This window comes from Aerosticca soli (assembly GCF_003967035.1).
Lineage (GTDB): Bacteria > Pseudomonadota > Gammaproteobacteria > Xanthomonadales > Rhodanobacteraceae > Aerosticca > Aerosticca soli.
The window spans coordinates 1,938,837-1,963,042 of the sequence record NZ_AP018560.1; the positions used below are offsets into that span (position 1 = coordinate 1,938,837).

The 24,206-nt window shown below is 70.0% G+C and carries 19 protein-coding genes; 7 read left to right on the forward strand and 12 right to left on the reverse strand.

The features are described 5' to 3' along the window. Window positions 1-135: 135 nt before the first annotated feature. Window positions 136-918, forward strand: coding sequence for an enoyl-CoA hydratase/isomerase family protein (locus ALSL_RS09030; RefSeq protein WP_126538464.1), 783 nt, complete (start codon window positions 136-138; stop codon window positions 916-918). Window positions 919-965: 47 nt separating this feature from the next. Here the strand turns inward: ALSL_RS09030 and ALSL_RS09035 are convergent, their stop codons facing one another. The 5 genes from ALSL_RS09035 to ALSL_RS09055 form a co-directional block, all read right to left on the reverse strand. Continuing rightward, a complete protein-coding gene (locus ALSL_RS09035) occupies window positions 966-1,886 on the reverse strand; it encodes a DUF1684 domain-containing protein (protein ID WP_425478976.1) in 921 nt (306 codons plus the stop codon). Between the two features lie 77 nt (window positions 1,887-1,963). Then, a complete protein-coding gene (gene mutL, locus ALSL_RS09040; protein WP_126538466.1) occupies window positions 1,964-3,769 on the reverse strand; it encodes a DNA mismatch repair endonuclease MutL in 1,806 nt (601 codons plus the stop codon). Between the two features lie 51 nt (window positions 3,770-3,820). Beyond that, window positions 3,821-5,377 (reverse strand): N-acetylmuramoyl-L-alanine amidase, encoded by a 1,557-nt coding sequence (locus tag ALSL_RS09045; protein WP_126538468.1) that lies wholly within the window; start codon window positions 5,375-5,377, stop codon window positions 3,821-3,823. A 139-nt stretch (window positions 5,378-5,516) separates the two neighbouring features. Further along, complete coding sequence (tsaE, locus tag ALSL_RS09050) at window positions 5,517-6,005, reverse strand: tRNA (adenosine(37)-N6)-threonylcarbamoyltransferase complex ATPase subunit type 1 TsaE (RefSeq protein ID WP_126538470.1); 489 nt, start codon at window positions 6,003-6,005, stop codon at window positions 5,517-5,519. Then, window positions 6,002-7,489: an NAD(P)H-hydrate dehydratase gene (locus tag ALSL_RS09055; protein WP_126538472.1), complete on the reverse strand. Its 1,488-nt coding sequence runs from the start codon at window positions 7,487-7,489 to the stop codon at window positions 6,002-6,004. Before ALSL_RS09055 ends, tsaE begins: the two co-directional genes overlap by 4 nt. A 111-nt stretch (window positions 7,490-7,600) precedes the next feature. Here ALSL_RS09055 and queG point away from each other — a divergent pair, with 111 nt between their 5' ends. Next, a complete protein-coding gene (gene queG / locus ALSL_RS09060) occupies window positions 7,601-8,680 on the forward strand; it encodes a tRNA epoxyqueuosine(34) reductase QueG (protein WP_126538474.1) in 1,080 nt (359 codons plus the stop codon). 16 nt (window positions 8,681-8,696) lie between these two features. Here queG and ALSL_RS09065 read toward each other — a convergent pair whose 3' ends face one another. The 4 genes from ALSL_RS09065 to orn all read right to left on the reverse strand — a co-directional run bounded on the left by ALSL_RS09065 (window position 8,697) and on the right by orn (window position 12,632). Continuing rightward, on the reverse strand, window positions 8,697-9,632 hold the full coding sequence (locus ALSL_RS09065) for an isopenicillin N synthase family dioxygenase (protein WP_126538476.1): 936 nt from the start codon (window positions 9,630-9,632) through the stop codon (window positions 8,697-8,699). A 114-nt stretch (window positions 9,633-9,746) separates the two neighbouring features. Next, window positions 9,747-11,102, reverse strand: coding sequence for a phosphoglucosamine mutase (glmM, locus tag ALSL_RS09070; protein ID WP_126538478.1), 1,356 nt, complete (start codon window positions 11,100-11,102; stop codon window positions 9,747-9,749). Window positions 11,103-11,154: 52 nt separating this feature from the next. Further along, window positions 11,155-12,063: a dihydropteroate synthase gene (gene folP / locus ALSL_RS09075; protein WP_126540165.1), complete on the reverse strand. Its 909-nt coding sequence runs from the start codon at window positions 12,061-12,063 to the stop codon at window positions 11,155-11,157. Window positions 12,064-12,065: 2 nt separating this feature from the next. After that, window positions 12,066-12,632, reverse strand: coding sequence for an oligoribonuclease (gene orn, locus ALSL_RS09080; protein WP_126538480.1), 567 nt, complete (start codon window positions 12,630-12,632; stop codon window positions 12,066-12,068). A 68-nt stretch (window positions 12,633-12,700) separates the two neighbouring features. Between orn and sbcB the strand changes: the two genes are divergently transcribed. Beyond that, the gene (gene sbcB, locus ALSL_RS09085; RefSeq protein ID WP_126538482.1) at window positions 12,701-14,152 is read left to right on the forward strand and encodes an exodeoxyribonuclease I; all 1,452 of its coding nucleotides are present in this window, start codon (window positions 12,701-12,703) and stop codon (window positions 14,150-14,152) included. A gap of 18 nt (window positions 14,153-14,170) precedes the next feature. On the opposite strand, the gene ALSL_RS09090 is transcribed toward sbcB, so the two are convergent. Both ALSL_RS09090 and ALSL_RS09095 read right to left on the reverse strand, forming a co-directional pair. Continuing rightward, complete coding sequence (locus tag ALSL_RS09090) at window positions 14,171-15,457, reverse strand: MFS transporter (RefSeq protein WP_126538484.1); 1,287 nt, start codon at window positions 15,455-15,457, stop codon at window positions 14,171-14,173. 574 nt (window positions 15,458-16,031) lie between these two features. Next, entirely contained in the window at window positions 16,032-16,478 is a 447-nt protein-coding gene (locus tag ALSL_RS09095) for a hypothetical protein (protein ID WP_126538486.1), read from the reverse strand. Window positions 16,479-16,554: 76 nt separating this feature from the next. Between ALSL_RS09095 and ALSL_RS09100 the strand changes: the two genes are divergently transcribed. Further along, window positions 16,555-17,850, forward strand: a complete 1,296-nt coding sequence (locus ALSL_RS09100) for an alkaline phosphatase family protein (RefSeq protein WP_126538488.1) — start codon at window positions 16,555-16,557, stop codon at window positions 17,848-17,850. Window positions 17,851-17,880: 30 nt separating this feature from the next. Here ALSL_RS09100 and ALSL_RS09105 read toward each other — a convergent pair whose 3' ends face one another. Continuing rightward, window positions 17,881-21,372, reverse strand: a complete 3,492-nt coding sequence (locus tag ALSL_RS09105; RefSeq protein ID WP_126538490.1) for a methylmalonyl-CoA mutase family protein — start codon at window positions 21,370-21,372, stop codon at window positions 17,881-17,883. A 281-nt stretch (window positions 21,373-21,653) separates the two neighbouring features. Between ALSL_RS09105 and ALSL_RS09110 the strand changes: the two genes are divergently transcribed. The 3 genes from ALSL_RS09110 (at window position 21,654) to ALSL_RS09120 (ending at window position 24,194) form a co-directional block, all read left to right on the forward strand. Next, on the forward strand, window positions 21,654-22,451 hold the full coding sequence (locus tag ALSL_RS09110) for a M48 family metallopeptidase (RefSeq protein WP_126538492.1): 798 nt from the start codon (window positions 21,654-21,656) through the stop codon (window positions 22,449-22,451). 113 nt (window positions 22,452-22,564) lie between these two features. After that, window positions 22,565-22,885, forward strand: coding sequence for a YXWGXW repeat-containing protein (locus ALSL_RS09115; protein WP_126538494.1), 321 nt, complete (start codon window positions 22,565-22,567; stop codon window positions 22,883-22,885). Between the two features lie 205 nt (window positions 22,886-23,090). Continuing rightward, window positions 23,091-24,194 (forward strand): Glu/Leu/Phe/Val dehydrogenase dimerization domain-containing protein, encoded by a 1,104-nt coding sequence (locus ALSL_RS09120; RefSeq protein ID WP_126538496.1) that lies wholly within the window; start codon window positions 23,091-23,093, stop codon window positions 24,192-24,194. The last annotated feature ends 12 nt before the right edge of the window (window positions 24,195-24,206 follow it).

Sequence of the window (24,206 nt, forward strand, 5' to 3'; positions counted from 1 at the left end):
GAAAAACGGCATCCTTCATCGTAGTCGCATGGCGCCGCCCGTGCGAACGGCGGCCCTCGTCACTTTGAATCCGCCGGGCGGCAAAGGTTCCCGTTACCATGCCATTCCATGCCTCGACGAGGAACCTGAAAGCCCATGGCCTACCGCAATCTGGCGATCGAGCAGCGCGGCGCGGTGCGCACGATCACCGTCAACCGCCCCGACAAGCTCAATGCGCTCAACCGCGACACGCTCAATGAACTGACCATCGCCTTCGGCCAGGCCGCGCAGGACGACGCGGTGCGCGCGGTGGTGCTGACCGGTGCGGGCGACAAGGCCTTCGTCGCCGGTGCCGACATCGCCGAGATGCACGCCTACACGCCCGCGCAGGCGCAGGCTTTTTCGCGCGCCGGACAACGGCTGATGAGCACCATCGAGCGGCTCGGCAAGCCGGTCGTCGCGCGCATCCAGGGCTTCGCGCTGGGCGGCGGCATGGAACTGGCGATGGCCTGCCATCTGCGCGTGGCTGGCGAGAAGGCGAAGTTCGGCCAGCCGGAAATCAATCTCGGCCTGATCCCCGGTTTCGGCGGCACCCAGCGCCTGCTGCGCCTGGCCGGCCGCAGCGCCACGCTCGAGCTGTGTCTGACCGGCGCGATGATTTCCGCATCGCGCGCGTACGAGCTCGGCATCGTCAACCGCGTGGTGGCCCCCGAGGCCCTGGACGAGACGGTGAACGCGCTCGCCGACCAGCTCGCCGCCGCCGCGCCGCTGGCCGCCGCCGGCATCCTCGATGCGGTGCTGCAGGGGGGCGAGACCGCGCTCGACCAAGGCCTGGAATTCGAAACGCAGACGTTCGCGCTGATGTTCGCGAGCCAGGACATGCGCGAAGGCACATCCGCGTTCCTGGAAAAACGCAAGGCCGCGTTCAGGGGCGCTTGATCGAATCCCCGGGCATCCACCGGCCGGGGAGATGCCCGAGGCGTGCGCTAGTGCTGCGAGCCGCGGTACTTCTTCTCGCCCGCGGTGACGGCGATGTCCAGCCGGTTCTCCGGCGGCGCCAGCGGACAGGTGGCGAACGGCGTGAAGGCGCACGGCGGGTTGTAGGCGCGGTTGAAGTCCAGCACCACCTTGCCCGGCTTATCGAGGCCACCGGCCGGCAACGCGGCGTAGAGGAAGCGCGCGGCGCCGTAGGTCTCCTTGCCGGAGGTGCGGTCGGCAAAGACGAAAAACAGCTCGCCGCCGGGCTCTTCCTGGTAGGGCAACAGCTCAAAGCGCCGTCCGTCACGCTCGAACACCGCGCGCCCAGGCACCGCAACCTTGTCGATGGTACCGAGCGCGGTGCCGATCTCGAGCCTGTGCGGCGGCACGAACGGCTCCCAGTCGGCCTCGATGCGCCAGGCCGGATCGGCCGGGTAGTAGTCCAGGCCGAGGAAGTGCGTGCGCGTCGCGGCGTTGGCGTCCTTGACGCGCAGCGCCTTGCGGCCATCGCGGTCGATCACGTAGAAGCTCGCGCTGCCGAAGGCCACCGTGGTCGGCTGGGGCGCACGGCCGTCGTCGATGAGCTCGGCCTCGCGTAGCGGCTTGCCGTCGATGCTGGCTGCGACGCCCTCGGCGAGCGCGATGCGCACGCGTCCGTCCGCAGCCAGCGTGACCACGCCCAGATGCTCGGGACCGACCGGCAGCACGATGTCATTGTCGGCGGCGTGCCCCACGCGGTTGGCGCCGGCCTCGAGCCATGCGAGTCCGACCAGACTGAGCCAGCCGTCCGGTGCCGTGAGTCGCACCAGGCGTTCGCGCTGCCAGGCGCGGGTCTCCGCGGCGAAATCGGTACCGGCGCTGGAGGCAAAGGCGGGCATGAAGGCGACTCCGAACGACAACAGGGAAAACAGCCAGCGGCGGCTACGCATGCGGACCATCCGTGCATCGCAGTGGGTTTGGCAGTATGGACGTCCAGACGTCCGCTGGCAATGCGGGCGACAGGCGCTCAGCGACCGCGCAGGAACAGCCGGTCGAGTTCGGCCAGGCCGAGTTCGGTCCAGGTCGGGCGGCCGTGATTGCACTGTCCGGAACGCTCGGTGGCCTCCATCTCGCGCAGCAGCGCATTCATCTCGGGAAGGGTGAGGCGCCGCCCCGCGCGCACCGAGCCGTGACAGGCCAGCGTGGCGAGGAGTGCGTTTTCCCATTCCTCGAGCCGGCGCGAGCTGCCGTGCTGGGCAAGCTCGGCGAGCACGGCGCGGGTGAGTTCGGCCACATCCGCACCTTCCAGCAAGGCCGGGATGCGCCGCACCACAACCGAGGTCGGCCCGCCGCGCGAGAGTTCCAGGCCCCAGGCGGCCAGCGATTCGGCGTGCTCCTCGGCGGCAGCGGCCTCGCGCGCGCTCACCGCGAGCGTGACCGGCACCAGCAGCAACTGCGAGCGCAGGCCGGTGCCACTACGCGCGGCCTTGAGCTTCTCGTAAGTGATGCGCTCGTGGGCGGCGTGCATGTCGACCAGCACCAGACCACGGGCGTTCTCGGCGAGGATGTAGATGCCCTTGAGCTGGGCGATGGCGAAGCCGAGCGGCGGCGTGTCTTCCGGCGTCGAGGCGACCACGGCACGTGCCGGGGCGGCTGCGGACTCGCCGAGCAGGGCGGCATAGGCGCCGAGCGGATCCTCGCGCACACCGAGCGCCAGGCGACTCTGGCCGTCCGCCTGCGGCCACGATCGCATGGGCGCCGCCGATGCCGCGCCGCCGACCGCCATGCGCAGCGTGCCCTCGTCCTGCGGCACCGCGGCAGGCACCCGCCCCGCGCGGGTCTGAGCCAACGCCTCGTGCAGGCTGCGGAACAGGAAATCGTGCACCAGCCGCTGCTCGCGAAAGCGCACCTCGTGCTTGGCCGGATGCACGTTGACGTCCACCCCGGCCGGATCGAGTTCGAGATACAGCACGAAGGCCGGCTGGCGACCGTGGAAGAGCACGTCGGCGTAGGCCTGGCGCACCGCGTGCGTCACCACGCGATCGCGCACGCGGCGGCCATTGACGTAGAAATACTGCGCATCGGCCTGACCGCGCGCGGCGCTCGGCAGGCCGACCCAGCCTGACAGCCGCAGCCCCGCGGCCGCCTGTTCGATGCGCAGGCTCTGCGCCGGAAACTCCTCGCCGAGCACCGCCGCCACGCGTTCGAACAGCGCCGCCTCGTCGGCCGCGGCCTTCCACAAACGCACCGGCTTGCCGTTGTGGCCGAGATGGAATGCCACGTCGGCACGCGCCAGCGCGAGCGACTTGACCAGATCGTCGATGTGCGCGAACTCGGTGCGCTCGGCACGCAGGAACTTGCGTCGCGCCGGCACGTTGTAGAAGAGATCGCGCACTTCGACGCTGGTGCCCGGCGGATGCCGCGCGGGCCGTACCGGCTGCATGCGACCGCCGTCGACCTCGATGCGGAAGGCCTCTTCGCTGCCGGCCTCGCGGGAGGTGAGCGCAAAGCGCGACACCGCGGCCATGGAAGCCAGCGCCTCGCCGCGAAAACCCATGCTGGCCACGCGCTCGAGATCGTCGAAGCTGGCGATCTTGCTGGTGGCATGTGCGGCCACCGCGAGCGGCAACTGCGCCGCGGCGATGCCGCCGCCATCGTCGCGCACGCGGATCAGGCGCAAACCACCCTGCTCGATCTCCACCTCGATGCGCGTGGCGCCGGCGTCCAGGCTGTTCTCGACCAGCTCCTTGACCACCGAGGCGGGCCGCTCGATCACCTCGCCGGCGGCGATCTGGTTGACGAGGTCGATGGGCAGGGCGCGGATGGCTGGCATCCACCAAGCTTAAAGGCGATCCGCGGCCGCGCCCAAGCGCAAGGCGTCTTTTCAGCCGGTCGGAATGGCGAGCACGGTGCCCACGCGCACGCTGTCGCTGCGGATGTTGTTGGCGCTCTTGAGCGCGCCGACGCTGACGCCGTACTGGCGCGCGATGCTGCGCAGGCTTTCGCCACGACCGACGCGATGGAGATCGCCCACGCCCTGGTCGGCACGCGGCGGCGTGGCGGCCGCCACCGTGGACGCAGTGCCCTCGCCGGCGGATGCGAGCAGGCCGCTGCGGCGGGCCGCCTGCGCGGCGAACCAGGTGCCGGGCGGCGGCGTGGCGGTGAAGTAGTCCTGGACGCCGCCCATCACCGCCTGCGCCAGTGCGCGCTGATGGGCCGGATCGCGCAGCTTGCGCTCCTCGGTGGGATTGCTGATGAACGCGGTCTCGACCAGGATCGAGGGCACGTCGGGCGAGCGCAGCACCACGAAGTTGGCGCGCTCGACATAGCCGCGATGGGTGGGGCCCAGTCGGCCAAGCGCACGCAGCACGTTGCCGGCGATCGCCTCGCTGGCCTGCATCGCATAGCCCTGCTGCATGTCCAGCAGCACGGCGGCAAGGCCGTCGTCCTTGTCGTCCAGGGTGACGCCGCCGATCAGGTCGGCGCTGTTTTCGCGGTCGGCCAGCCAGCGCGCCGCCTCGGAGGTCTTGCCGCGCGGGGAAAGCACCCAGACCGACGAGCCGCGCGCATCGCCGCTGACGTAGGCGTCGGCATGCACCGAAACGAACAGGTCGGCATTCTTGGCGCGGGCGATCTGATAGCGCCGCTTGAGCGGGATGAAATAGTCGCCGTCGCGGGTCAGCACGGCCTGCATGCCCGGCTGCCGGTTGATCTCCGCGGCCAGCGCACGCGCCACCGCCAAGGTGACGTTCTTCTCCAGCGTGCCGCCGGGGCCGTGTGCACCGGGATCCTCGCCGCCATGGCCGGCGTCGATCGCGATCACCACCTTGCGGTCGCCCTTGAGCAGCAGCGCCGCCTGACGCGTGGTCAGGGTGCCGTTACGCGCGCTGCGCAAGGCGGCGGCGACGGGCGCCGGATCGTCGCGGACGGCTGCCGGAGCGGCAGGCGCGGCGGCGGGGCTGGACGACACCGTGGGCGTCGCGTCCGTGCGCGCGGCGGCAGCCATTACAGCGGCGGGAACGTTAGCGGAAGTCGTCGCCACGGCGCGGCCGGGATAGAGGTCGAGCACCAGCCGATAACCGTGACCGTCCATCGGCCGCAGCACGAAGCTCTTGGGTTGCGTACCCGGCCGCACCTCGACCTCGAGACGCAGGCGATCGCCCTGCTGCCCGCTGCGCAGACCGCGGTAGAGGCCGGTCGGTGCGGGCGCGGTGAAGCCGCGGCCGGCACGGCTGGCGGGCAGTTCGAGCACGACGCCGGCATCGCGTGGGTCGGAGACCACCTCGGCGGGGCCGGAAAGGTCGAACACGACGCGGGTGTAGGCCGGACCCGCCCAGGCGCGTGCGGCCTGGATCTCGGCCGCGGAGGCGGCAGGGCTGGACAAGGCCAGCACGGCGGCCAGCCCGATCGATCGCCCCCAACGTGTCCGCAACGCGCCCATGACGCGGATTGAACGCCAGCCCGCGAGCGTTTGCAAGCGCGTTTTTTCAAGGATATCCAAAGCCTGCGTAACCTTGGTGAGAGTCCGGACCAAGGCTTGCCGGTAAAAGCCGGTTACACGGGCTGGTTTCGCAAGGAACTCAGCCCGCACCCGCCAGGCCGCCGGCGCATTCCCCCAGCCGCGCCAGCACCCGCGCACCACGGGGACTGGCCGCCTGCAGCGATGCGCGACGTCCACCGCCCGCATGCACCAGCCGCACGCGCAGATCTGGCGGCGGCAATGCGCCCTCGCCATGCTCGGGCCATTCGACCAGCACGAGCGCCGCAGGCTCGCTCAGCGCGTCCAGTCCCAGCCAGGCGAGCTCGCCGGGGTCGGCGATGCGGTAGAGGTCCAGATGCCAGGCGGTGCCGGTCGGCAGCGCATAGGATTCGACCAGGCTGTAGGTCGGGCTCTTGATCCGCCCGCCGACGCCGAGCGCGGTCAGCAGGGCGCGCACGAGATGGGTCTTGCCGGCGCCGAGCTCGCCGCTCAGCAGCACCACCAGTCCGCCATCCAAGGCCCGGGCCAGCGCCTCGGCGAGCGCCGTGGTGGCGGCCGGATCGGGCAGCTCGATCTCGAGCGTGTTCATGTGCTCGGCGCCCCGTTGAGAAGCCGGCGCAGCGGCAGCAGCAAATCGCTGGCGATGAGCCCGCGCTCGCCGGCCTCGGCCGCCGCCAAGTCGCCGGCGCGGGCATGCAGACCCACGCCCAGGCAGGCGGCCTGCCAGGGCGTGAGGTGCTGGGCGAGCAGCGCGGCGATGACCCCGGTCAGGAGATCGCCCATGCCGCCCGAGGCCATGCCCGGATTGCCCCACGGGCACACGGCGAGCCGGCCGTCCGGGGCGGCGATCAGGCTGCCGGCGCCCTTCAGCACCACCACCGCCTGGTAGCGCGCGGCCAACGCACGCGCCGCGGCGAAACGGTCGGCCTGCACCTCGGCGACGTCGCCGCCGAGCAGGCGCGCGGCCTCACCCGGATGCGGCGTCAATACCGCCGGCTGGGTAAACCGGCGCGGCGCTCGCGCCAGCAGGTTGAGCCCGTCGGCATCGAGTACCAGCGGCTTGCCGCTGTCGAGCGCGGTGAGCCACAGCGCATGGCCCCAGGCGCCCTGCCCCAGCCCCGGCCCCACTGCCAGTGTGGTGGCGCGGGCCAGCAGCGGGCCGAGCTCGGACACGCCCTCGACCGCGTGCGCCATCAGCTCCGGGCGGGCGGCGTTGAGGGCGGACAGGTGCGCACCGCGGGTGGCCACGCTGACCAGCCCGGCACCACACCGCAACGCGGCCTCGCCGCACAGGCGGATCGCCCCGGCGGTGCCGTGTTCGCCACCGACCGCGAGCACGTGACCGTTGTCGCCCTTGTGCGCATCGCGCGCGCGCGGCGGCAGCCCGGCGCTCGCCAACAACCGCGCATCCGGCGCCAGAGCCTCGCGCAGCGCTGCCGGCAGGGCGAGATCGTCCAGCCATACCGGGCCGGTGTGGGCCGGCGCGGCGCCGGTATAGAGCCCGCGCTTGGCGACGATGAAGGTGACGGTGAGCGCCGCGCGCACCGCCGGTCCCGGCACCTCGCCGGTGTCGGCATTCACCCCGGAAGGCACGTCCAGCGCCAGCACCGGCGCGCCGTGCGCGGCGAGCGCCTGGACCAGCGCCGCCGCCTCGCCTTCCAGTGCTCGCTTGAGTCCGGTGCCGAACAGGGCATCGACGATCACCTCGACCTCGGGCAGCGACATGCCGAGCTGCCATCGCACGGGCGTCAGGCCGGCCTCCACACAGGCGGCGCGCGCGCGGCCCGCATCGCCGCTGGCCGGCGCGGCGAGCTCGATGAGGGTCACCTCCAGGCCACGGTCGCAGGCCAGGGCGGCGAGCTGGTAGCCGTCGCCCCCGTTGTTGCCCGGGCCGCAACACACCAGCAGCCGGCGCGCCTGCGGCCAACGACCGAGCAATGCCGCGAACGCCGCGCTGGCGGCACGGCGCATCAGCGTGTAGCCCGGCATGCCGAAGGCTTCGCTCGCACGCCGATCGAGCATACGTGCCTGCTCGACGGTGTAGAGATCCAGGTCGGCCCGGTCGATCTGCATGGCAAGCATCCCTTTACGAAGACTGCCGGCCATTCTCGGCCCAAGCCGGCCCGGGATGAAGTGGAAAACGCCAACGACCGCCGCGGCGGCGCCACCACTACAATGGCCGCCATGTCCGCCATGCCGCCCGATTACGCCGCGCTCGCCCGCGACATCAAGCAGTGGGCGCGCGAACTCGGCTTTGCCGCGGCAGGCATCAGCGATGTCGAGCTCGAAGAGGACGAGCGGCACCTGGAAGGCTGGCTGGCCGAGGGCCTGCACGGCGCGATGGATTACATGGCACGCCACGGCCGCAAGCGCAGCCGGCCGGCCGAGTTGCAGCCGGGCACGCGGCGGGTGATCAGCGTGCGCATGGATTACCTGCCGGCGCAGGCGCGCGATCCGTGGCAGGTGCTCGGCGATGGAGAGCTCGCCTACGTCGCCCGCTATGCGCTCGGCCGCGACTACCACAAGCTGATGCGCAGCCGGCTGCAGCGGCTGGCCGAACGCATCCAGGCGGCGATCGGCCCGTTCGGTCACCGGGTTTTCGTCGACTCGGCGCCGGTGCTGGAAAAGGCGCTGGCCCGCCATGCGGGGCTGGGCTGGATCGGCAAGCACACGCTGTTGATTGATCGCCGCGCGGGCTCGTATTTCTTCCTGGGCGAGCTTTACACCGACCTGCCGCTGCCGGTGGACGCGCCGGTCGGCGCCCATTGCGGCAGCTGCCGGCGGTGCCTGGACGTCTGTCCCACGCAGGCCATCCTTGCCCCTTACCGGCTGGATGCGCGGCGCTGCATTGCCTATCTCACCATCGAGTTCAAGGGTTCGATTCCCAAGGAGCTGCGGGCGCCGATCGGCAACCGCATCTTCGGCTGCGACGACTGCCAGCTGGTGTGTCCCTGGAACAAGTTCGCGCAGCCTTCGGTCGAGCGCGATTTCGCGCCGCGGCATGGCCTGGACGGCGCGCGTCTCATCGAGCTCTTCGCCTGGAGCGAGGAAACCTTCCTGCACCGCACCGAGGGCATGGCGATCCGCCGCGCCGGCTACGAAGGCTGGCTGCGCAACATCGCGGTGGCACTGGGCAATGCGCCGGCCTCAGCGGCCGTGCGCGCGGCCCTGGCCACGCGCATGGAGCATCCCTCCGCGCTGGTGCGCGAGCACGTCGCCTGGGCGCTCGAACGCCAGCAGGCCGCGGCACGGGCCGCGGCCTGAAAGCGAACATCCGCCGTCAGATCAACCGGATCTCGCGCAGTCGCTGCTGCAGATATTCGTGCGCGGTGAGCGAAGTGTCATAACGGCGCGGATTGTCCGGCGTCACGCATTCGGGTAGCGGATCGAGCACCACGTCCGGATTCGGATGCAGGAAGAACGGCACCGAGTAGCGCGGCTTGCGTGCATTCTCGTTGCGCGGGTTCACCACCCGATGGGTGGTGGACGGATACACGTGGTTGGTCAGCCGCTGCAGCATGTCGCCGATGTTGACCACGATGGCGTCGCCCTGGGTGGTGATCGGCAGCCAGGTACCCTCGCGGGTCAGCACTTCCAGCCCTTCGGCGCTGGCACCGACGAGCAGGGTGATGAAGTTGATGTCCTCGTGGGCACCGGCGCGCACGTTGGGAATGTTTTCCTCGGTGATCGGCGGATAGTGGATCGGCCGCAGGATCGAGTTGCCCTGGTCGGTCTTGTCCGCGAAGTAGTGCTCCGGCAGGCCGATGTGCAGCGCCAGCGCACGCAGCACGCGACTGCCGAGCGCATCCAGCGCCTGATATAGACCGTAGCCGTAGCTGCGGAACTCGGGCACTTCCTCCGGCCACAGGTTGGGCGGCATCCACGCGGCGAAGGCCGAATCGCGCGGGATCTCGCGACCGATGTGCCAGAACTCCTTGAGGTCCGGATACTGGCTGTCCTTGGCGGTTTCCACCTTGAACGGCGTGTAGCCGCGCGCGCCGCCACCGCCCGGCACGTGGTATTTCCGCTTGACCTCGTCAGGCAGCGCGAAGAAGCGCCGGAAGGCGTCGTAGGCGCCGTCGATGAGCTCACGGTCGATGCCGTGACCGCTGATGCAGCAGAAGCCGAATTGGCGATAGGCCGCGCCGAGCTCGGCGACGAAGGCGTCGCGGTCGCTGTCGTAACGGCGGATGTCGAGTGTGGGAACGTGATGCATGGCGTGTCGTGTCCAGGGCGTGCTGCGGTCGACTTGGAATACCGCCACCGCAGGGGCGGTGCACGTCGGGCCAATCCCTGGCGACCTGGCACGGCGCCTGGCGGCGCCGCGGGTTCACGAACGTTCGGCAGCCGATTCTACGGCCTGCGCCAGGGCCTGCGCCACGCGCTGCACCTCGCCAGCGTTCTCGGCCTCGACCGTGACGCGGATCAGGGGCTCGGTACCCGATGCGCGCAAGAACACCCGCCCGCGACCGTCGAGCAAGCGTTGTGCCGCGGCCAGCGCGACGCGCACCGTGTCCGCCTCCAACACCGTCCTGGCGTCGCCCGCCACGCGCACGTTGAGCATGCGCTGGGGCAGCTTGTGCAGATCCCGGCAGGCGGTGGTCAGATCCTCGCCGCGGCGGGCCAAGGCCTCGAGCACGGCGAGCGCCGCAACGATGCCATCGCCGGTGCTGGCGCGATCCAGGCACAGAATGTGGCCGGAGGTCTCGCCGCCGAGCACGCCGCCGTGCGCCTTGAGCTGCTGCAGCACGTGACGGTCGCCGACCTTGGCGCGCAGGAACGGCACGCCGAGCGCGGCGAGTGCCTGCTCCAGGCCGTAGTTACTCATCAGCGTGCCGACCACCGGCCCGCGCAGGAGGCCCCGCGCGTGCCAGTCGCGGGCCAGCACGTAGAGGATGTCGTCGCCGTCGATCAGCCTCCCCGCGGCGTCGACCAGCTGCACGCGGTCACCGTCGCCGTCGAAGGCGATGCCGAGATCGGCCTGCTGCGTGCGTACCGCCCGTTGCAGGGCCTCGGGATGGGTGGAGCCGACGCCGGCGTTGATGTTGAGTCCGTCGGGGCGGTCGCCGAGGGTGGCCAGCTCGGCGCCGAGTTCGGCGAACACCCGCGGCGCCACCTGGTAGGTCGCGCCGTTGGCGCAGTCGAGCACGATCTTGCGGCCGCGCAGGCTGAAGTCCTCGGCCACGGTGGCCTTGCAGAACTCGATGTAGCGCGCGGCGGCGTCGTCGATGCGGCGCGCCTTGCCGAGCCGCTCGGAAGGCACGGTGACGAAAGGCTCATCCAGCGCCGCCTCGATGGCGAGTTCGATCTCGTCGGAAAGTTTTTCACCGTCGGCGGAAAAGAACTTGACGCCGTTGTCCTGATGCGGGTTGTGCGAGGCGCTGATGACGATGCCCGCGGCGGCGCGCAGCGAGCGGGTGAGGAAGGCGACCGCCGGGGTCGGCATCGGTCCGAGCAGGCCGACGTCGGCACCGGCGGCAACCAGCCCCGCTTCCAGCGCCGATTCGAACATGTAGCCGGACACGCGGGTGTCCTTGCCGATCAAGAGCAGCGGCCGGCGGTCGCGTTCGCGCGCCAGCACGGTGCCGGCCGCGCGGCCCAGGCGCAGGAAGAAGTCCGCGCTGATCGGCCACTGGCCGACGCGGCCGCGAATGCCGTCGGTGCCGAAGTATCTGCGTTCGGTCATCGGATCCCCATGTCGGTCTTGGTGAGACGGCAGAAGGCCAAGCATCTGGCCGTCAGTCTTCGTCGGGCCAGCGCGGGGCGGGCGGGCGAGTTTCGCGCAACGGCACATCGCCGGCGGCGACCGCCTGCCAGACCGCCAGCGCATCGACGGTGGCGGCAACGTCGTGCACCCGTACCAGCCGCGCGCCGCGCTGCACCGCGATCAGGGCGGCCGCCACCGAACCCGCGTCGCGTGCGGCCGGCGCCTGGCGGCCGGTGAGTGCGGCGATCATCGACTTGCGCGACAGGCCGACGTAGACGCCGGCGCCGAGCCCGGCGAAGCGGTCCAGCGCGCGCAGCAGCGCCAGGTTGTGCTCCAGCGTCTTGCCGAAGCCGAAACCCGGATCGACCAGCACGCGGCGCTTGTCGATGCCGGCGAGCTCGCAGGCGAGCAGGCGATCGGCGAGGAAACGGTGCACCTCGCCGACGACGTCCGCGTAATGCGGAGCATCCTGCATCGTGCGCGGCTCGCCCTGCATATGCATCAGGCACACCGGCACGCCGAGCTCGGCGGCGGCCTCCAGCGCACCGGGGCGGCGCAACGCGTAGACGTCGTTGATGAAGCCGGCGCCGGCGGCCACCGCCGCACGCATCACTTCCGGCTTGGAGGTGTCCACCGCGATCGGCAGCGCCGTCTGCGCCGCCAGGCGCTCGATCACCGGCACGACCCGCGCCAGCTCCTCCGCGACCGGCACCTCGGCCGCGCCGGGCCGGGTGGATTCGCCGCCGACGTCGAGCAGGTCCGCCCCCTGCGCCGCCAGCGCGAGCCCATGCGCCACCGCCGCATCGAGATCCGCATAAAGGCCGCCGTCGGAGAACGAATCCGGGGTGACATTGAGGATGCCCGCCACGCGTGGGCGGTCGAGCACCAGCGGCCGGCCGCGGCAGTCGAGCACGCGCGCGAAGGGATCGAGTCCACCCATCGTCAGCATCCCGGCTGACCGCCGAAGGCGCCCATGAAACGGCGGTAGTAGCGCAGTTCCTCGATCGAATCGCGGATGTCCGAAAGCGCGGTGTGCGCCGACTCCTTGCTGAAGCCGCGGGCGACGTCCGGCGCCCAGCGTCGGGCCAGCTCCTTGAGCGTGGACACGTCGAGGTTGCGATAGTGGAAATAGCGCTCCAGCCGCGGCATCTGCCGGTACAGGAAGCGGCGGTCCTGGCAGATCGAGTTGCCGCACATCGGCGACTTGCCGGGGCCGACCCAGTCCTTGAGGAAATCCAGCGTGGCCTGCTCGGCCTGGGCGTGGTCGGTGAGCGATTCGAGCACCTGCTGCCACAGCCCGGACTTGCGATGCTGGGTGCGGTTCCAGCCGTCCATCGCTTCGAGCCGGTCCAGTTCGTGGCGGATCGCGAACACCGGCCCCTCGGCCAGGATGTTGAGGTCTTTGTCGGTGACGACGGTGGCGATCTCCAGGATCGAATCGCTGCCCGTATCGAGGCCGGTCATTTCCAGATCGATCCAGATCAGGTTGTCGTCGTTGACGTGGTTCATGCGTCCTCCGAAGCAAGTGGTCAGTTTAGCAGCAGCCCCACGGACGGCCGTGCGATGATCGCGCTGCGATGCAGACCTTCTTTTGGCACGACTACGAGACTTTCGGCGCCGATCCGCGCCGCGACCGCCCGGCGCAATTCGCCGGCATCCGCACCACGCCGGAGCTCGACATCGTCGAGGCGCCGGTGATGTTTTACGCCAGGCCGCCGCGCGAGCTCGCCCCTTCGCCCGACGCCTGCCTCGTCACCGGCATCGATCCGTTCGCCGCCGACCGCGAGGGGCTCGGCGAGGCCGAGTTCGCCGCCCGCGTGCATGAGCAGCTCGCCCGGCCCGGCACCTGCGCGGTCGGCTACAACTCGCTGCGCTTCGATGACGAATTCACCCGCCACCTGCTGTACCGCAACTTCTACGACCCGTATGCGCGCGAGTGGGAGCACGGCAACTCGCGCTGGGACCTGATCGACCTGGCCCGCATGTGCCAGGCGCTGCGGCCCGAGGGCATCGTGTGGCCGCGCCGCGAGGACGGCACGCCGAGCTTCAGGCTGGAACACCTGGCCGCCGCCAACGCGCTCGGGCTGACCCGCGCCCACGATGCGCTCGCCGACGTGTTCGCACTGATCGAACTCGCCCGGCTGATCCGCGCCCGCCAGCCGCGGCTGTGGCACTGGCACCTCGCCCTGCGCCGCAAGACGCGCGTGTTCGAGCTGCTCGACACCGCCGCGATGACGCCGCTGGTGCACGTCTCCTCGCGCTATCCGGCCAGCCGGCACTGTCTGGCGTTGATCGTGCCGCTCGCCCTGCATCCATCGCGCCCGGCCGAGGTGATCGTCTACGACCTCGCCGATGATCCGGCCGCCTGGCTCGATCTCGACGAGGACGCCATCGCCGACCGCGTATTCACCGCCCGCGCCGACCTGCCCGTGGATGTCGAACGCATCCGGCTGCGCACCGTGCGCGCCAATCACGCGCCCGCGCTGGCGCCGCTGTCCGTGCTCAAGGGCGTCGACCACGACCGGCTGGGCATCGACCTTGCGCGTGCGCTCGGTCATCGCGACACCCTGCAGCGCCATGGCGAGACACTGCGGGCGAAGCTGCGCGGCGTGTTCGCCCGTGCCGCAGCAATGGCGCCGCCCGAGGACCCGGAACTGGCGCTGTATGCCGGTTTCCTGCCCGATGCCGACCGGCGCCTGCTCGCCGAAGTGCGCGGCACGCCGCCGGCCGAGCTCGGTCGGCGCGCGTTCCCGTTCCGCGATCCGCGCTATCCGGAACTGCTGTTCCGCTACCGCGCACGCAACTGGCCGCAGACGCTGGATCCGGCCGAGCGGGAACGCTGGGAAGCGTTCCGCCGCGCGCGGCTCACCCGCCCGACGCCGCTCACCACGCTCACCCTCGATGACTACTTCGCGCGCCTGGCCGAACTCAGGCGCGATCCCGCCGCGGCGCACCGGCTCGCCTTGCTCGACCGGCTGCAGGCCTGGGGCGAGCAGCTCGCGATCGAAAGCCTTCCGCTCGGCGCCTGAGACCGGTTTCGCGGACCTTCAGGCGCGGGCGTCCAGCACCGGCCGGCGGAGCAGCAGCAACCCGACCACGATGCCGGCCAGCGCGGCCAGCGCCACGTACTGCGCCGGCGCCAACGCCCCCATGGTGGCGGCGATCAGGCCGATCAGCGGCGGCGTCAGCGCACCGAAAATGGCATAGGCCACGTTGTAGGCGAACGAAATGCCGCTGAAACGCACCGCGGCCGGAAAGGCGCCGACCAGCACCGAAGGCACCACGCCGACCACGCCGCAGGTCAGGCCGGCCAGCGTGAACAGCGCGATGAAATGCGCGCCGCCGCTGCGCAGATCCATGTACAGGGCCAGCGTGGCGACGAGCATCGCGGCCGAACCGAGCACCATCGCCCAGCCGCGGCCGAGACGGTCCACCAGCACGCCGCCGAAGACGCAGCCGATGCACAGGCACAGGGAGGCGAGGCTGCTGCCCTCGAAGGCCACCGCCGCCGGCAAGTTGAACTTGGTCTGCACCAGCGTCGGCGTCATCAGGATGACCACCACGATCGCCGCGGTGAGCGTCCAGGTCGCCAGCATGGACAACACCACGCCGGCGAGGTGGTCCTTCAGCACCGGCGCGAGCGGCAGCCCCTCGACCAGGGCCTTGCGGGCACGGATCTCCTCGAACACCGGCGTCTCGCTCAGCCAGCGGCGCAGCCAGACCGCGATGCAGCCGAACACGCCGCCGACCAGGAACGGAATGCGCCAGCCGAAAGCGGCCAGCTGCGCGGCGGCATAGTGGTGGTTGAGATAGGTCGCCAGCAGCGAGCCGAGCAGGATGCCGAAAGTCAGCCCGCAGGTGAGCACCGCGCAGGCAAAGCCGACCCGGCCGCGCGGCGCATGCTCGGCCACGAACACCCACGCGCCGGGTATCTCGCCGCCGATGGCCACGCCCTGCACGATGCGCAGCACCAGCAGCAGCATCGGCGCCCATGCACCGGCCGCCGCATAGGTCGGCAGCAGGCCGATGCCCAAGGTCGGCAGCGCCATCAGCACCACGCTCAGCATGAACATGCGCTTGCGGCCGACCTTGTCGCCGAAATGCGCCATCACGATGCCGCCGAGCGGACGGGCGAGATAGCCCGCCGCGAAGATGCCGTAGGTGTTCAAGGTCGCCAGCCACGGCGCCGTGCCCGGCGGGAAGAAGACGCCGCCCAGCACCTTGGCGAAGAACACGAAGACGACGAAGTCGTAAAACTCCAGCGCACCGCCGAGCGCGGCGAGCAGCAGGGTGCGCACGTCGCGGCGCGTGATGGGCTGGGCGCGGGTATCCATGACGGCCTCGGCGGGCGACGCAGGCAAAGTGCGTCTTCCCGCCATTGTGCATGGCCTGTCCAGGGGCCTGGCAAGGGCTCGTCCGGTCCAAACATCTTCGACTTTGGTCGGTGGCCCGGCTCTGCCGGCAGTCCCGGGGCATCGCCCGCGACTTCGTCGCGCAGGCATGGCGGTTTCCTGGAACGCCCTGCGCCCATGAAGCGGCGCGCCGGTCGCGGCGACATGCCCGGCTCGAAGCGGTGGGCTCTGCCGGCAGTCCCGGGGCATCGCCCGCGACTTCGTCGCGCAGGCATGGCGGTTTCCTGGAACGCCCTGCGCCCATGAAGCGACGCGCCGGTCGGCGACATGCCTGGCTCGAAGCGGTGAGCAGCGTGGCGGGGACCGGATGATCGCGCAGGCCGTCGCTCGGCCCGGATCTCCTTAAAACTCCCGACTGCCAGGGTGGCGGCGCCCGACCATCCACGCTGCTCGCCGATGCCGCCCGCGCCGGCCCGCCATCGGCGTCGCTCCATGTCACTTGCGCGCCGCCCGAGGCGGCCATCGCCGGTCAAGCGGCCGGCCGCCAAAACGGGATTCAACCGCCGCTGCGCGCGGGCGCCGGCGTCTGGCGCGAGGGCGGCGGCACGCCGGGCGCGGTGCTGTCGCGATAGCGGTCGACGGCATCCTGGTCACGGGCACGGGCGCGCTGGCGCTGGGCTTCGTCGCTCTGTTCGAGGCGCTGCTGCTGGGCTGGATCGCCCAGCACGGGCTGGCGCATGGTCTGGCTGCTGGTCTGCCGGATCTGCTCTTCCAGCTGGTTCTTTTGCAGCTGGTCACGCACCTGCTGCTGGCGCGAGAGGCGGTCGTAATCCGGCAGCCGGCTGGGTGGCGGCACCACCAGCGGCCGGGATGGCGGTGCGACGGGCCGAGCCACCGGCCGCGCGGGCGGCACCGCACTGCGCGGCGGCGGCTGGATCTGGGTCTGGGCCAGCGCGCTGGCGCTGCCGAGCACCGACGCGATGATGGCGATCCGGCTGGCCATGCGTGGAAGCATCCGTTGAATGGTCATCTGAATCGGCGATGATGGTGGCTGACTTCGCCATCTTAAGACCCCGCGCATGAAGATCCCGTCTCGCCTGGGCGCGCTACTGCTCCTGCTCGCATGGCTCACCGGCTGCGCCGGCGCGCCGCCGGCCCCTGCCGAGGCGGCGGCGAAGTCCACAACCGGGCCGGCGTCGCCGGCGGTCCTGCTCTTGGTCTCGATCGACGGCTTTCGCGCCGACTACTTGGAACGCGGCCTCACCCCCACGCTCGCCGGCCTCGCTGCCGAGGGCGTGCGCGCGCAGTGGATGCAGCCCGCGTTCCCCTCGCTGACCTTTCCCAACCACTACACCCTGGTCACCGGGCTGGTGCCCGACCACCACGGCATCGTCAACAACACCATGCTGGACCCGGTACTCGGCAGGTTCTCGCTCGGTGACCGTACCGCGGTGAGCGACGGCCGCTGGTGGGACGGCGGCACGCCGATCTGGGAGACCGCCGACGACCATGGCCTGCGCACCGCGACCATGTTCTGGCCGGGCAGCGAGGCGGCCATCCACGGTCGTCATCCGGACGACTGGCGGCCTTACGATGGCAACGTCACGCCGGCCGAGCGCGTGGCACAGGTGCTTGCCTGGCTGGATCGTCCCCTCGCGCAGCGGCCTCGTTTCATCACCCTGTATTTCGACGACGTCGATCATGCCGGCCATGCCTTCGGCCCCGACAGCCCCGAGCTGGATGCCGCGCTGCGCACGGTGGATGCGGCGATGGCGCGCCTGATCGCCGGCCTGCGCGAGCGCGGGCTCTACGAACGGCTCAACCTGATCGTGGTGGCCGACCACGGCATGGCCGCGGTGCCCGAAGGCCAGATGGTGATGGTCGACCGGCTGATCCGGCTGGACGAGGTGCAGACGGTAAGCCTGGGCGTGCTGGCCGGCTTCAATCCGAAGCCCGGCCGGGAGGCGTCCTTCGCCGCGATCGAACACACGCTGGAGGCGCCGCAGCCGCACATGCACTGCTGGGACAAGACACGCATCCCCGCGCGACTGCAGTACGGCAGCCACCCGCGCGTGCCGCAGCTGGTCTGCCTGGCCGACGTCGGCTGGACCATCGGCACCGAGGGGTATCTGGCGAGCCGCCGCGCCCGGCATGGCACCCTGAGCCGCGGCGAGCATGGCTACGACAATGCCGAACCGGCCATGCGCGCGCTCTTCATCGCCCACGGCCCGGCGTTCCGGCGGGGCGCGGTGGTGCCGCCCTTCCCCAACGTCGACGTCTACCCGTTGATGACGCACCTGCTCGCCCTGCCGCCGGCGGCCAACGACGGCCGCTATGCGGACGTCGAGGCCATGCTGCAGCCGGCGGCGCGCTGAGGGCGGCGCGCCGCGCCGAGGATTGCCCGCCTACATGTTGCGACGGTATTCGCCGCCGACGTCGTAGAGCGCGTGGCTGATCTGGCCGAGCGAGTTGTACTTGACCGCCTCCATCAACTGCTCGAACACGTTGCGCCGCTCGCGCGCGGCCTGCTGCAGGCGCTTCAGGCTGTCCGGCGCGAGCGGATTGCGCGACTGGCGGAACGCCTCGACGTTGGCGATCTGCTGCGCCTTCTCCGCCTCCGTGGAACGGATCAGCTCGATCTCGGTGGTCACCTCGCCGCCATGCTCGCGCGGCAGGAAGGTGTTCACGCCGACGATCGGCAGCGAACCGTCGTGCTTCTTCTGCTCGTAGTAGAGGCTTTCTTCCTGGATCTTGCCGCGCTGGTACATGGTGTCCATCGCACCGAGCACGCCGCCGCGTTCGCTGATCGCCTCGAACTCGCGGTACACCGCCTCCTCGACGAGGTCGGTCAGGGTCTCGACGATGAAGCTGCCCTGCCACGGGTTCTCGTTGAAATTGAGCCCGAGCTCCTTGTTGATGATCATCTGGATCGCCACCGCGCGGCGCACGCTTTCCTCGGTGGGCGTGGTGATCGCCTCGTCGTAGGCGTTGGTGTGCAGCGAATTGCAGTTGTCGAACAAGGCGTACAGCGCCTGCAGCGTGGTGCGGATGTCGTTGAACTGGATCTCCTGCGCGTGCAGGGAACGCCCCGAGGTCTGGATGTGGTACTTGAGCATCTGGCTGCGCTCGTTGGCGCCGTAGCGCTCGCGCATCGCGCGGGCCCAGATGCGTCGCGCGACGCGGCCGATCACGGTGTATTCCGGGTCCATGCCGTTGGAGAAGAAGAACGACAGGTTCGGCGCGAAGTCGTCGATCTTCATCCCTCGCGCAAGGTAGTACTCGACGATGGTGAAGCCGTTGCTCAAAGTGAAGGCGAGCTGGCTGATCGGGTTCGCGCCGGCCTCGGCGATGTGATAGCCGGAGATCGACACCGAATAGAAATTGCGCACCTGGTGGTCGATGAAGTACTGCTGGATGTCGCCCATCATGCGCAGGGCGAATTCGGTGGAGAAGATGCAGGTGTTTTGCGCCTGGTCCTCTTTCAGGATGTCCGCCTGCACGGTGCCGCGCACCACTTTGAGCGTCTCGGCCTTGATCCTGGCGTACACCTCCGGCTCGACGAGCTCATCGCCGGTGACGCCGAGCAGCCCCAGGCCCAGGCCATCATTGCCGGGCGGCAGCTCGCCGGCATAACGCGGCTGCCCGCGCTCCTCGCGCAGGCGCGCGATGCGCCGCTCGGCGGCGGCCCAGCGCTCGGCATCGGCCTTCAGGTATTTCTCCACGGTCTGGTCGATGGCGGTGTTCATGAACATCGCCAGGATCATCGGCGCGGGACCGTTGATGGTCATCGACACCGAGGTGGTCGGCGCGGAAAGATCGAAGCCCGAGTAGAGCTTCTTCATGTCATCGAGCGTGGCAATGGAGACGCCGGAATTGCCGATCTTGCCGTAGATGTCCGGGCGCTCGGCCGGGTCCTCGCCGTACAGCGTGACCGAATCGAACGCGGTGGAGAGCCGCGCCGCGGGCTGGCCGTCACTCAGGTAATGGAAGCGCCGGTTGGTGCGTTCGGGCGTGCCCTCGCCGGCGAACATGCGGGTCGGATCCTCGCCGGTGCGCCGGTACGGATACACGCCGCCGGTGTAGGGATAGTGGCCGGGCAGATGCTCGCGCATCAGGAAACGCAGCAGCTCGCCCCAGTCGCGATAACGCGGCGGTGCGATCTTCGGGATCTTCTGGTGACTCAAGGATTCGCGGTAGTTCTGCACGCGCACGGGCTTGCCGCGCACGAGGTACTCGTTGACCTCGCGGGTGACCGCGTCGCGCTGCGCGGGCCAGTCGCGCAGCAGGCGGATCGCCTCGCCGGAGAGTGCCTTCACCGCCTCGTTGTAGCGCTGACGCAGCAGCGTCACCGCGCGCTCCGTCGTCCCGTCCGCCATCTGCAGCGCGGCATGCTCGTACATCTCGAGCGGTTTCGGCAGCAGCGGATCGCCCAGCTCGCGCAGCGCCTCGTGATAATGCTGGGCACGGCTGGCCGCGTCGGCCATCTGCTCGATGCCGGCATTGATCGCGCGGCCCTGCTCGGCGATCTCGGCGAGATAGCGGATGCGCTGCCCAGGAATCAGCACCGTCGCCCGCGGTTCCTTGATCGACACGTCGACCTGGGGCTGGAAATCGCAGCGCGTCGTGCCCGATGACCAGTCGGCCTCGCCGAGCTTCTGCCGCAGCAGCCGGCACAGGTTGACGAACATCCAGGTGGTGCCCGGGTCGTTGAACTGGCTGGCGATGGTCGGATAGACCGGGACGTCCTCGTCCTTCATGGCGAAGGCGTGATGGTTGCGCTTCCACTGCTTGCGCACGTCGCGCAGCGCATCCTCGGCGCCGCGGCGGTCGAACTTGTTGAGCACGACGAGCTCGGCGAAGTCGAGCATGTCGATCTTCTCCAGCTGCGAGGCGGCGCCGTAGTCGGAGGTCATCACGTAGACCGGGAAGTCGACCAGGTCGACGATCTCCGAATCGCTCTGGCCGATGCCGGCGGTCTCGACGATGACCAGGTCGTAATCCTGCGCCTTGAGGAAGCCGATGCAGTCGTGCAGCATCTCGCTGGTCGCCGCATGCTGGCGGCGGGTGGCCATCGAGCGCATGTAGACACGCGGACTGCGCAGCGCATTCATGCGGATGCGGTCGCCAAGCAGCGCGCCGCCGGAACGGCGCCGGGTCGGATCGACCGCCAGCACGGCGATGCGCATTTCCGGAAAGGCGTGCAGAAAGCGCAGCAGCAGCTCGTCCACCACCGAGGACTTGCCGGCGCCGCCGGTGCCGGTGACGCCGATCACCGGCGTGCGGCGACCGGCCAGTGCCCAGGCCTTGCGCAACCGCGCGAGCTCGGCCTCGTCGAGGGCACCCTGCTCCAGCGTGGTGAGCATGCGCCCCACCGCGAGCTCGTCGCGCACATCCACCTGTGCGGCAGGCATCGGCGCATGCGTCCGCTGGCGCCATTGCGCAGCCTCGCGGGTGCGCGTCATGAGATCGCCGATCATGGCCTCGAGCCCGAGCTTGAGGCCGTCATTGGGATGGTAGATGCGCTCGACGCCGTACGCCTCCAGCGCGCGGATCTCCTCCGGCGTGATGGTGCCGCCGCCGCCGCCGAACACGCGCACGTGGGCCGCGCCCTTGGCACGCAGCATGTCGACCATGTACTTGAAGTACTCGACGTGCCCGCCCTGGTAGGACGACAGCGCGATGGCGTCGGCATCCTCCTGCAGCGCCGCACGCACCACGTCCTCCACGGCGCGGTTGTGCCCCAGGTGGATCACTTCGCCGCCCTGCGCCTGGATGATCCGGCGCATGATGTTGATCGCCGCGTCGTGGCCGTCGAACAGGCTGGCCGCAGTGACGAAGCGCAGCGGGGCCGGTTCGGGCTGGGGGCGGGCCGAGATCTGCTGGGCGGGCGTGCTCATGGGGAGACTCCGTGCGGCGGCGCTTGAAGACGTTCCATTCTAGAGGTTCGTGTCGCCGGAGGAACGGCAAGGGCGCCAGGCGCCTCTGCGGCTCATCGAAATCCGCCCCCGATTGCCGGGAAAGCGCAGCAACCGGCGCGTGACGACTGCGCGGCCCTGCGACAGGGGCGACGCTGCGCACTGTCGCCCGGCGCCGTGCATGCGCCCCGGCAACGACGATGCGGTCGCCCAAGGCCGAGGCTATGCTTGGCAGCCAAGTCCATTGAGGGGATGGTCATCCGATGAAACGTCGCCTGTTCGCCGCAACTTTCCTCGCCTTCGTCCTCGCCGGCTGCGCCACCTCGCCGACCGGACGCTCGCAGTTGATCATGGTGTCGGACAGCCAGATGAACCAGATGGGCCTGGCCGCGTTCGACAGCCTGCGCAAGCAGGGCAAGTTCGTCGACGCCCCGCGCGAGCGCGCCTATGCCACCTGCGTGGCCAATGCGCTGGTCGCGGTACTGCCGCCGCCGTGGAACAGCCAGGACTGGGAGGTGCAGATCGTCGGCGACAACGATGCCAATGCCTTCGCCCTGCCCGGCGGGCGCATCGGCGTCAATCTGGGCATGTTCAAGGTGGCCACCGACCAGGACCAGCTCGCCGTGGTGTTGGGCCACGAGCTTGCCCACGTGGTGGCGCGTCATGGTGCCGAGCGGGTCTCGGACACCTATGCCGCACAGGCGGCCGTGCTGGCCGGCACGCTGTACGCCGGCTCGCGCGGCACCGACACCGGCTATGCCGCCGCCGCCCTCGGCCTGGGCGCGGAAGTGGGCATTTTGCTGCCGTTCTCGCGCGTGCAGGAGAGCGAGGCCGACACCCTCGGCCTGCGCTACATGGCCGAGGCGGGCTTCGACCCGCGCGCGGCAGCCACCCTGTGGCACAAGATGGCCACGCAGGGCGGCAGCAAGCTGCCGGCCTTCCTTTCCACGCATCCCTCGCCGGCCGACCGCGAGCAGCGGCTCGCCGCCGAGGCGCAGCAATTGCTGCCGGTCTATGAGCAGGCCCGTGCCAGCGGACGCGCCCCCCATTGCCGCCTGTGAGGCGGCGCTGGACGACGCCTGAACGGGGCATTGGGACGCGGGTCAACAGTACCCGCGGCATCGCGTTCATCCACCACGAACGGCCGATCCCTCGGCGCACCGGAGACCTTGCGATGCCTTCCCTGTCACGACGCCTCGCCCCTGCCGCCCTGCTTCTTGCACTTGCCGGCGCGGCCGGCCATGCGCCCGCGCTGCACGCCGACACCGTCGTCCTCGACGTGCGCGTCGCCCCGCCGCCACCGCGCTACGCACCACCGCCTCCACCCAGACGCGGCTACGTCTGGGTCCCGGGCTACTGGCGCTGGGAAGGGCATCGTCACGTCTGGGTGGAGGGCTATTGGGTGCGTGAGCGGCCCGGTTGGCACTATGTCCCGGATCATTGGGTGCGACGCGGCCCCTACTGGCATTTCGTGCCTGGCCATTGGGTGCGTTGAGGCCCGGCCACGGCCGCTTGCTGCGCCGCGAAAGCCCGCGCGGCGACGAAAGGCTAAACTAGGCGGCTCAAAACCTGCGCCCCGGCCCTGCCGGGGCGTGCGCGTTTCCAGCTTTTCAACTGGAGGGAACTGCCGCGCTGGACCGGCATTTCCCGACGTACCCGGCCCGTCCCCGCGGTGCCGCCAACCCGGAGCCATCGATTCCATGCTTTTCGAAACCATTGCCAAGACCGGCCACGAGCAAGTCGTCTTCTGCCAGAACCGCGACGCCGGTCTCAAGGCGATCATCGCGATCCACAACACCGTCCTCGGCCCCGCCCTCGGCGGCCTGCGCATGTGGCCCTACAAGAGCGAGCAGGACGCGCTCAATGACGTGCTGCGCCTGTCGCGCGGCATGACTTACAAAAACGCGGTGGCGGGCCTCAACCTGGGTGGCGGCAAGGCGGTGATCATCGGTGATCCGTCCAAGGACAAGTCCGAAGCGCTGTTCCGCGCCTTCGGCCGCTTCGTCGATTCGCTCCACGGCCGCTACATCACCGCGGAGGACGTGGGCATCGACGTCAACGACATGGAATACGTGTTCCGCGAGACCGAGTTCGTGACCGGCGTGCATCAGGTGCACGGCGGCTCGGGCGATCCCTCGCCGTTCACCGCCTATGGCACGCTGCAGGGTCTGATGGCCGCGCTGCGTTTCCAGTTCGGCAATGAAGAGGTGGGCAAGTACCGCTACGCCGTACAGGGTGCCGGCCACGTCGGCAGCGAGTTCATCAAGCTCTTGCGCGAACAGGGCGCCAAGGTCTACGTGACCGACATCAACCAGGAGGCGGTACGCCGCTGCGTGGACGAGCTCGGCTGCGAGGCGGTGGGCCTGGATGAAATCTACGACGTCGACATGGACGTGTTCTCGCCGTGCGCCCTCGGCGGCACCCTGAACGAGCAGACCATCGACCGGATCAAGGCCAAGGTCATCTGCGGCGCGGCCAACAACCAGCTCGCCAGCGACGCGATCGGCGACGAGCTGCAGCGCCGCGGCGTGCTCTACGCGCCCGACTATGCCGTCAACGCCGGCGGCGTGATGAATGTCTCGCTGGAAATCGACGGCTACAACCGCGAGCGCGCCATGCGCATGATGCGCACGATCTACTACAACCTGTCGCGCATCTTCGAGATCAGCAAGATCCAGGGCATTCCCACCTACAAAGCCGCCGATCGCCTGGCCGAGGAGCGCATCGAGACCATCGGCAAGATCAAGCTGCCGACGATGGGCAACGGCAAGCCGCGTTTTGCCGGCCGCCTGCGCGGTCAATGAGCGACGGGGCCA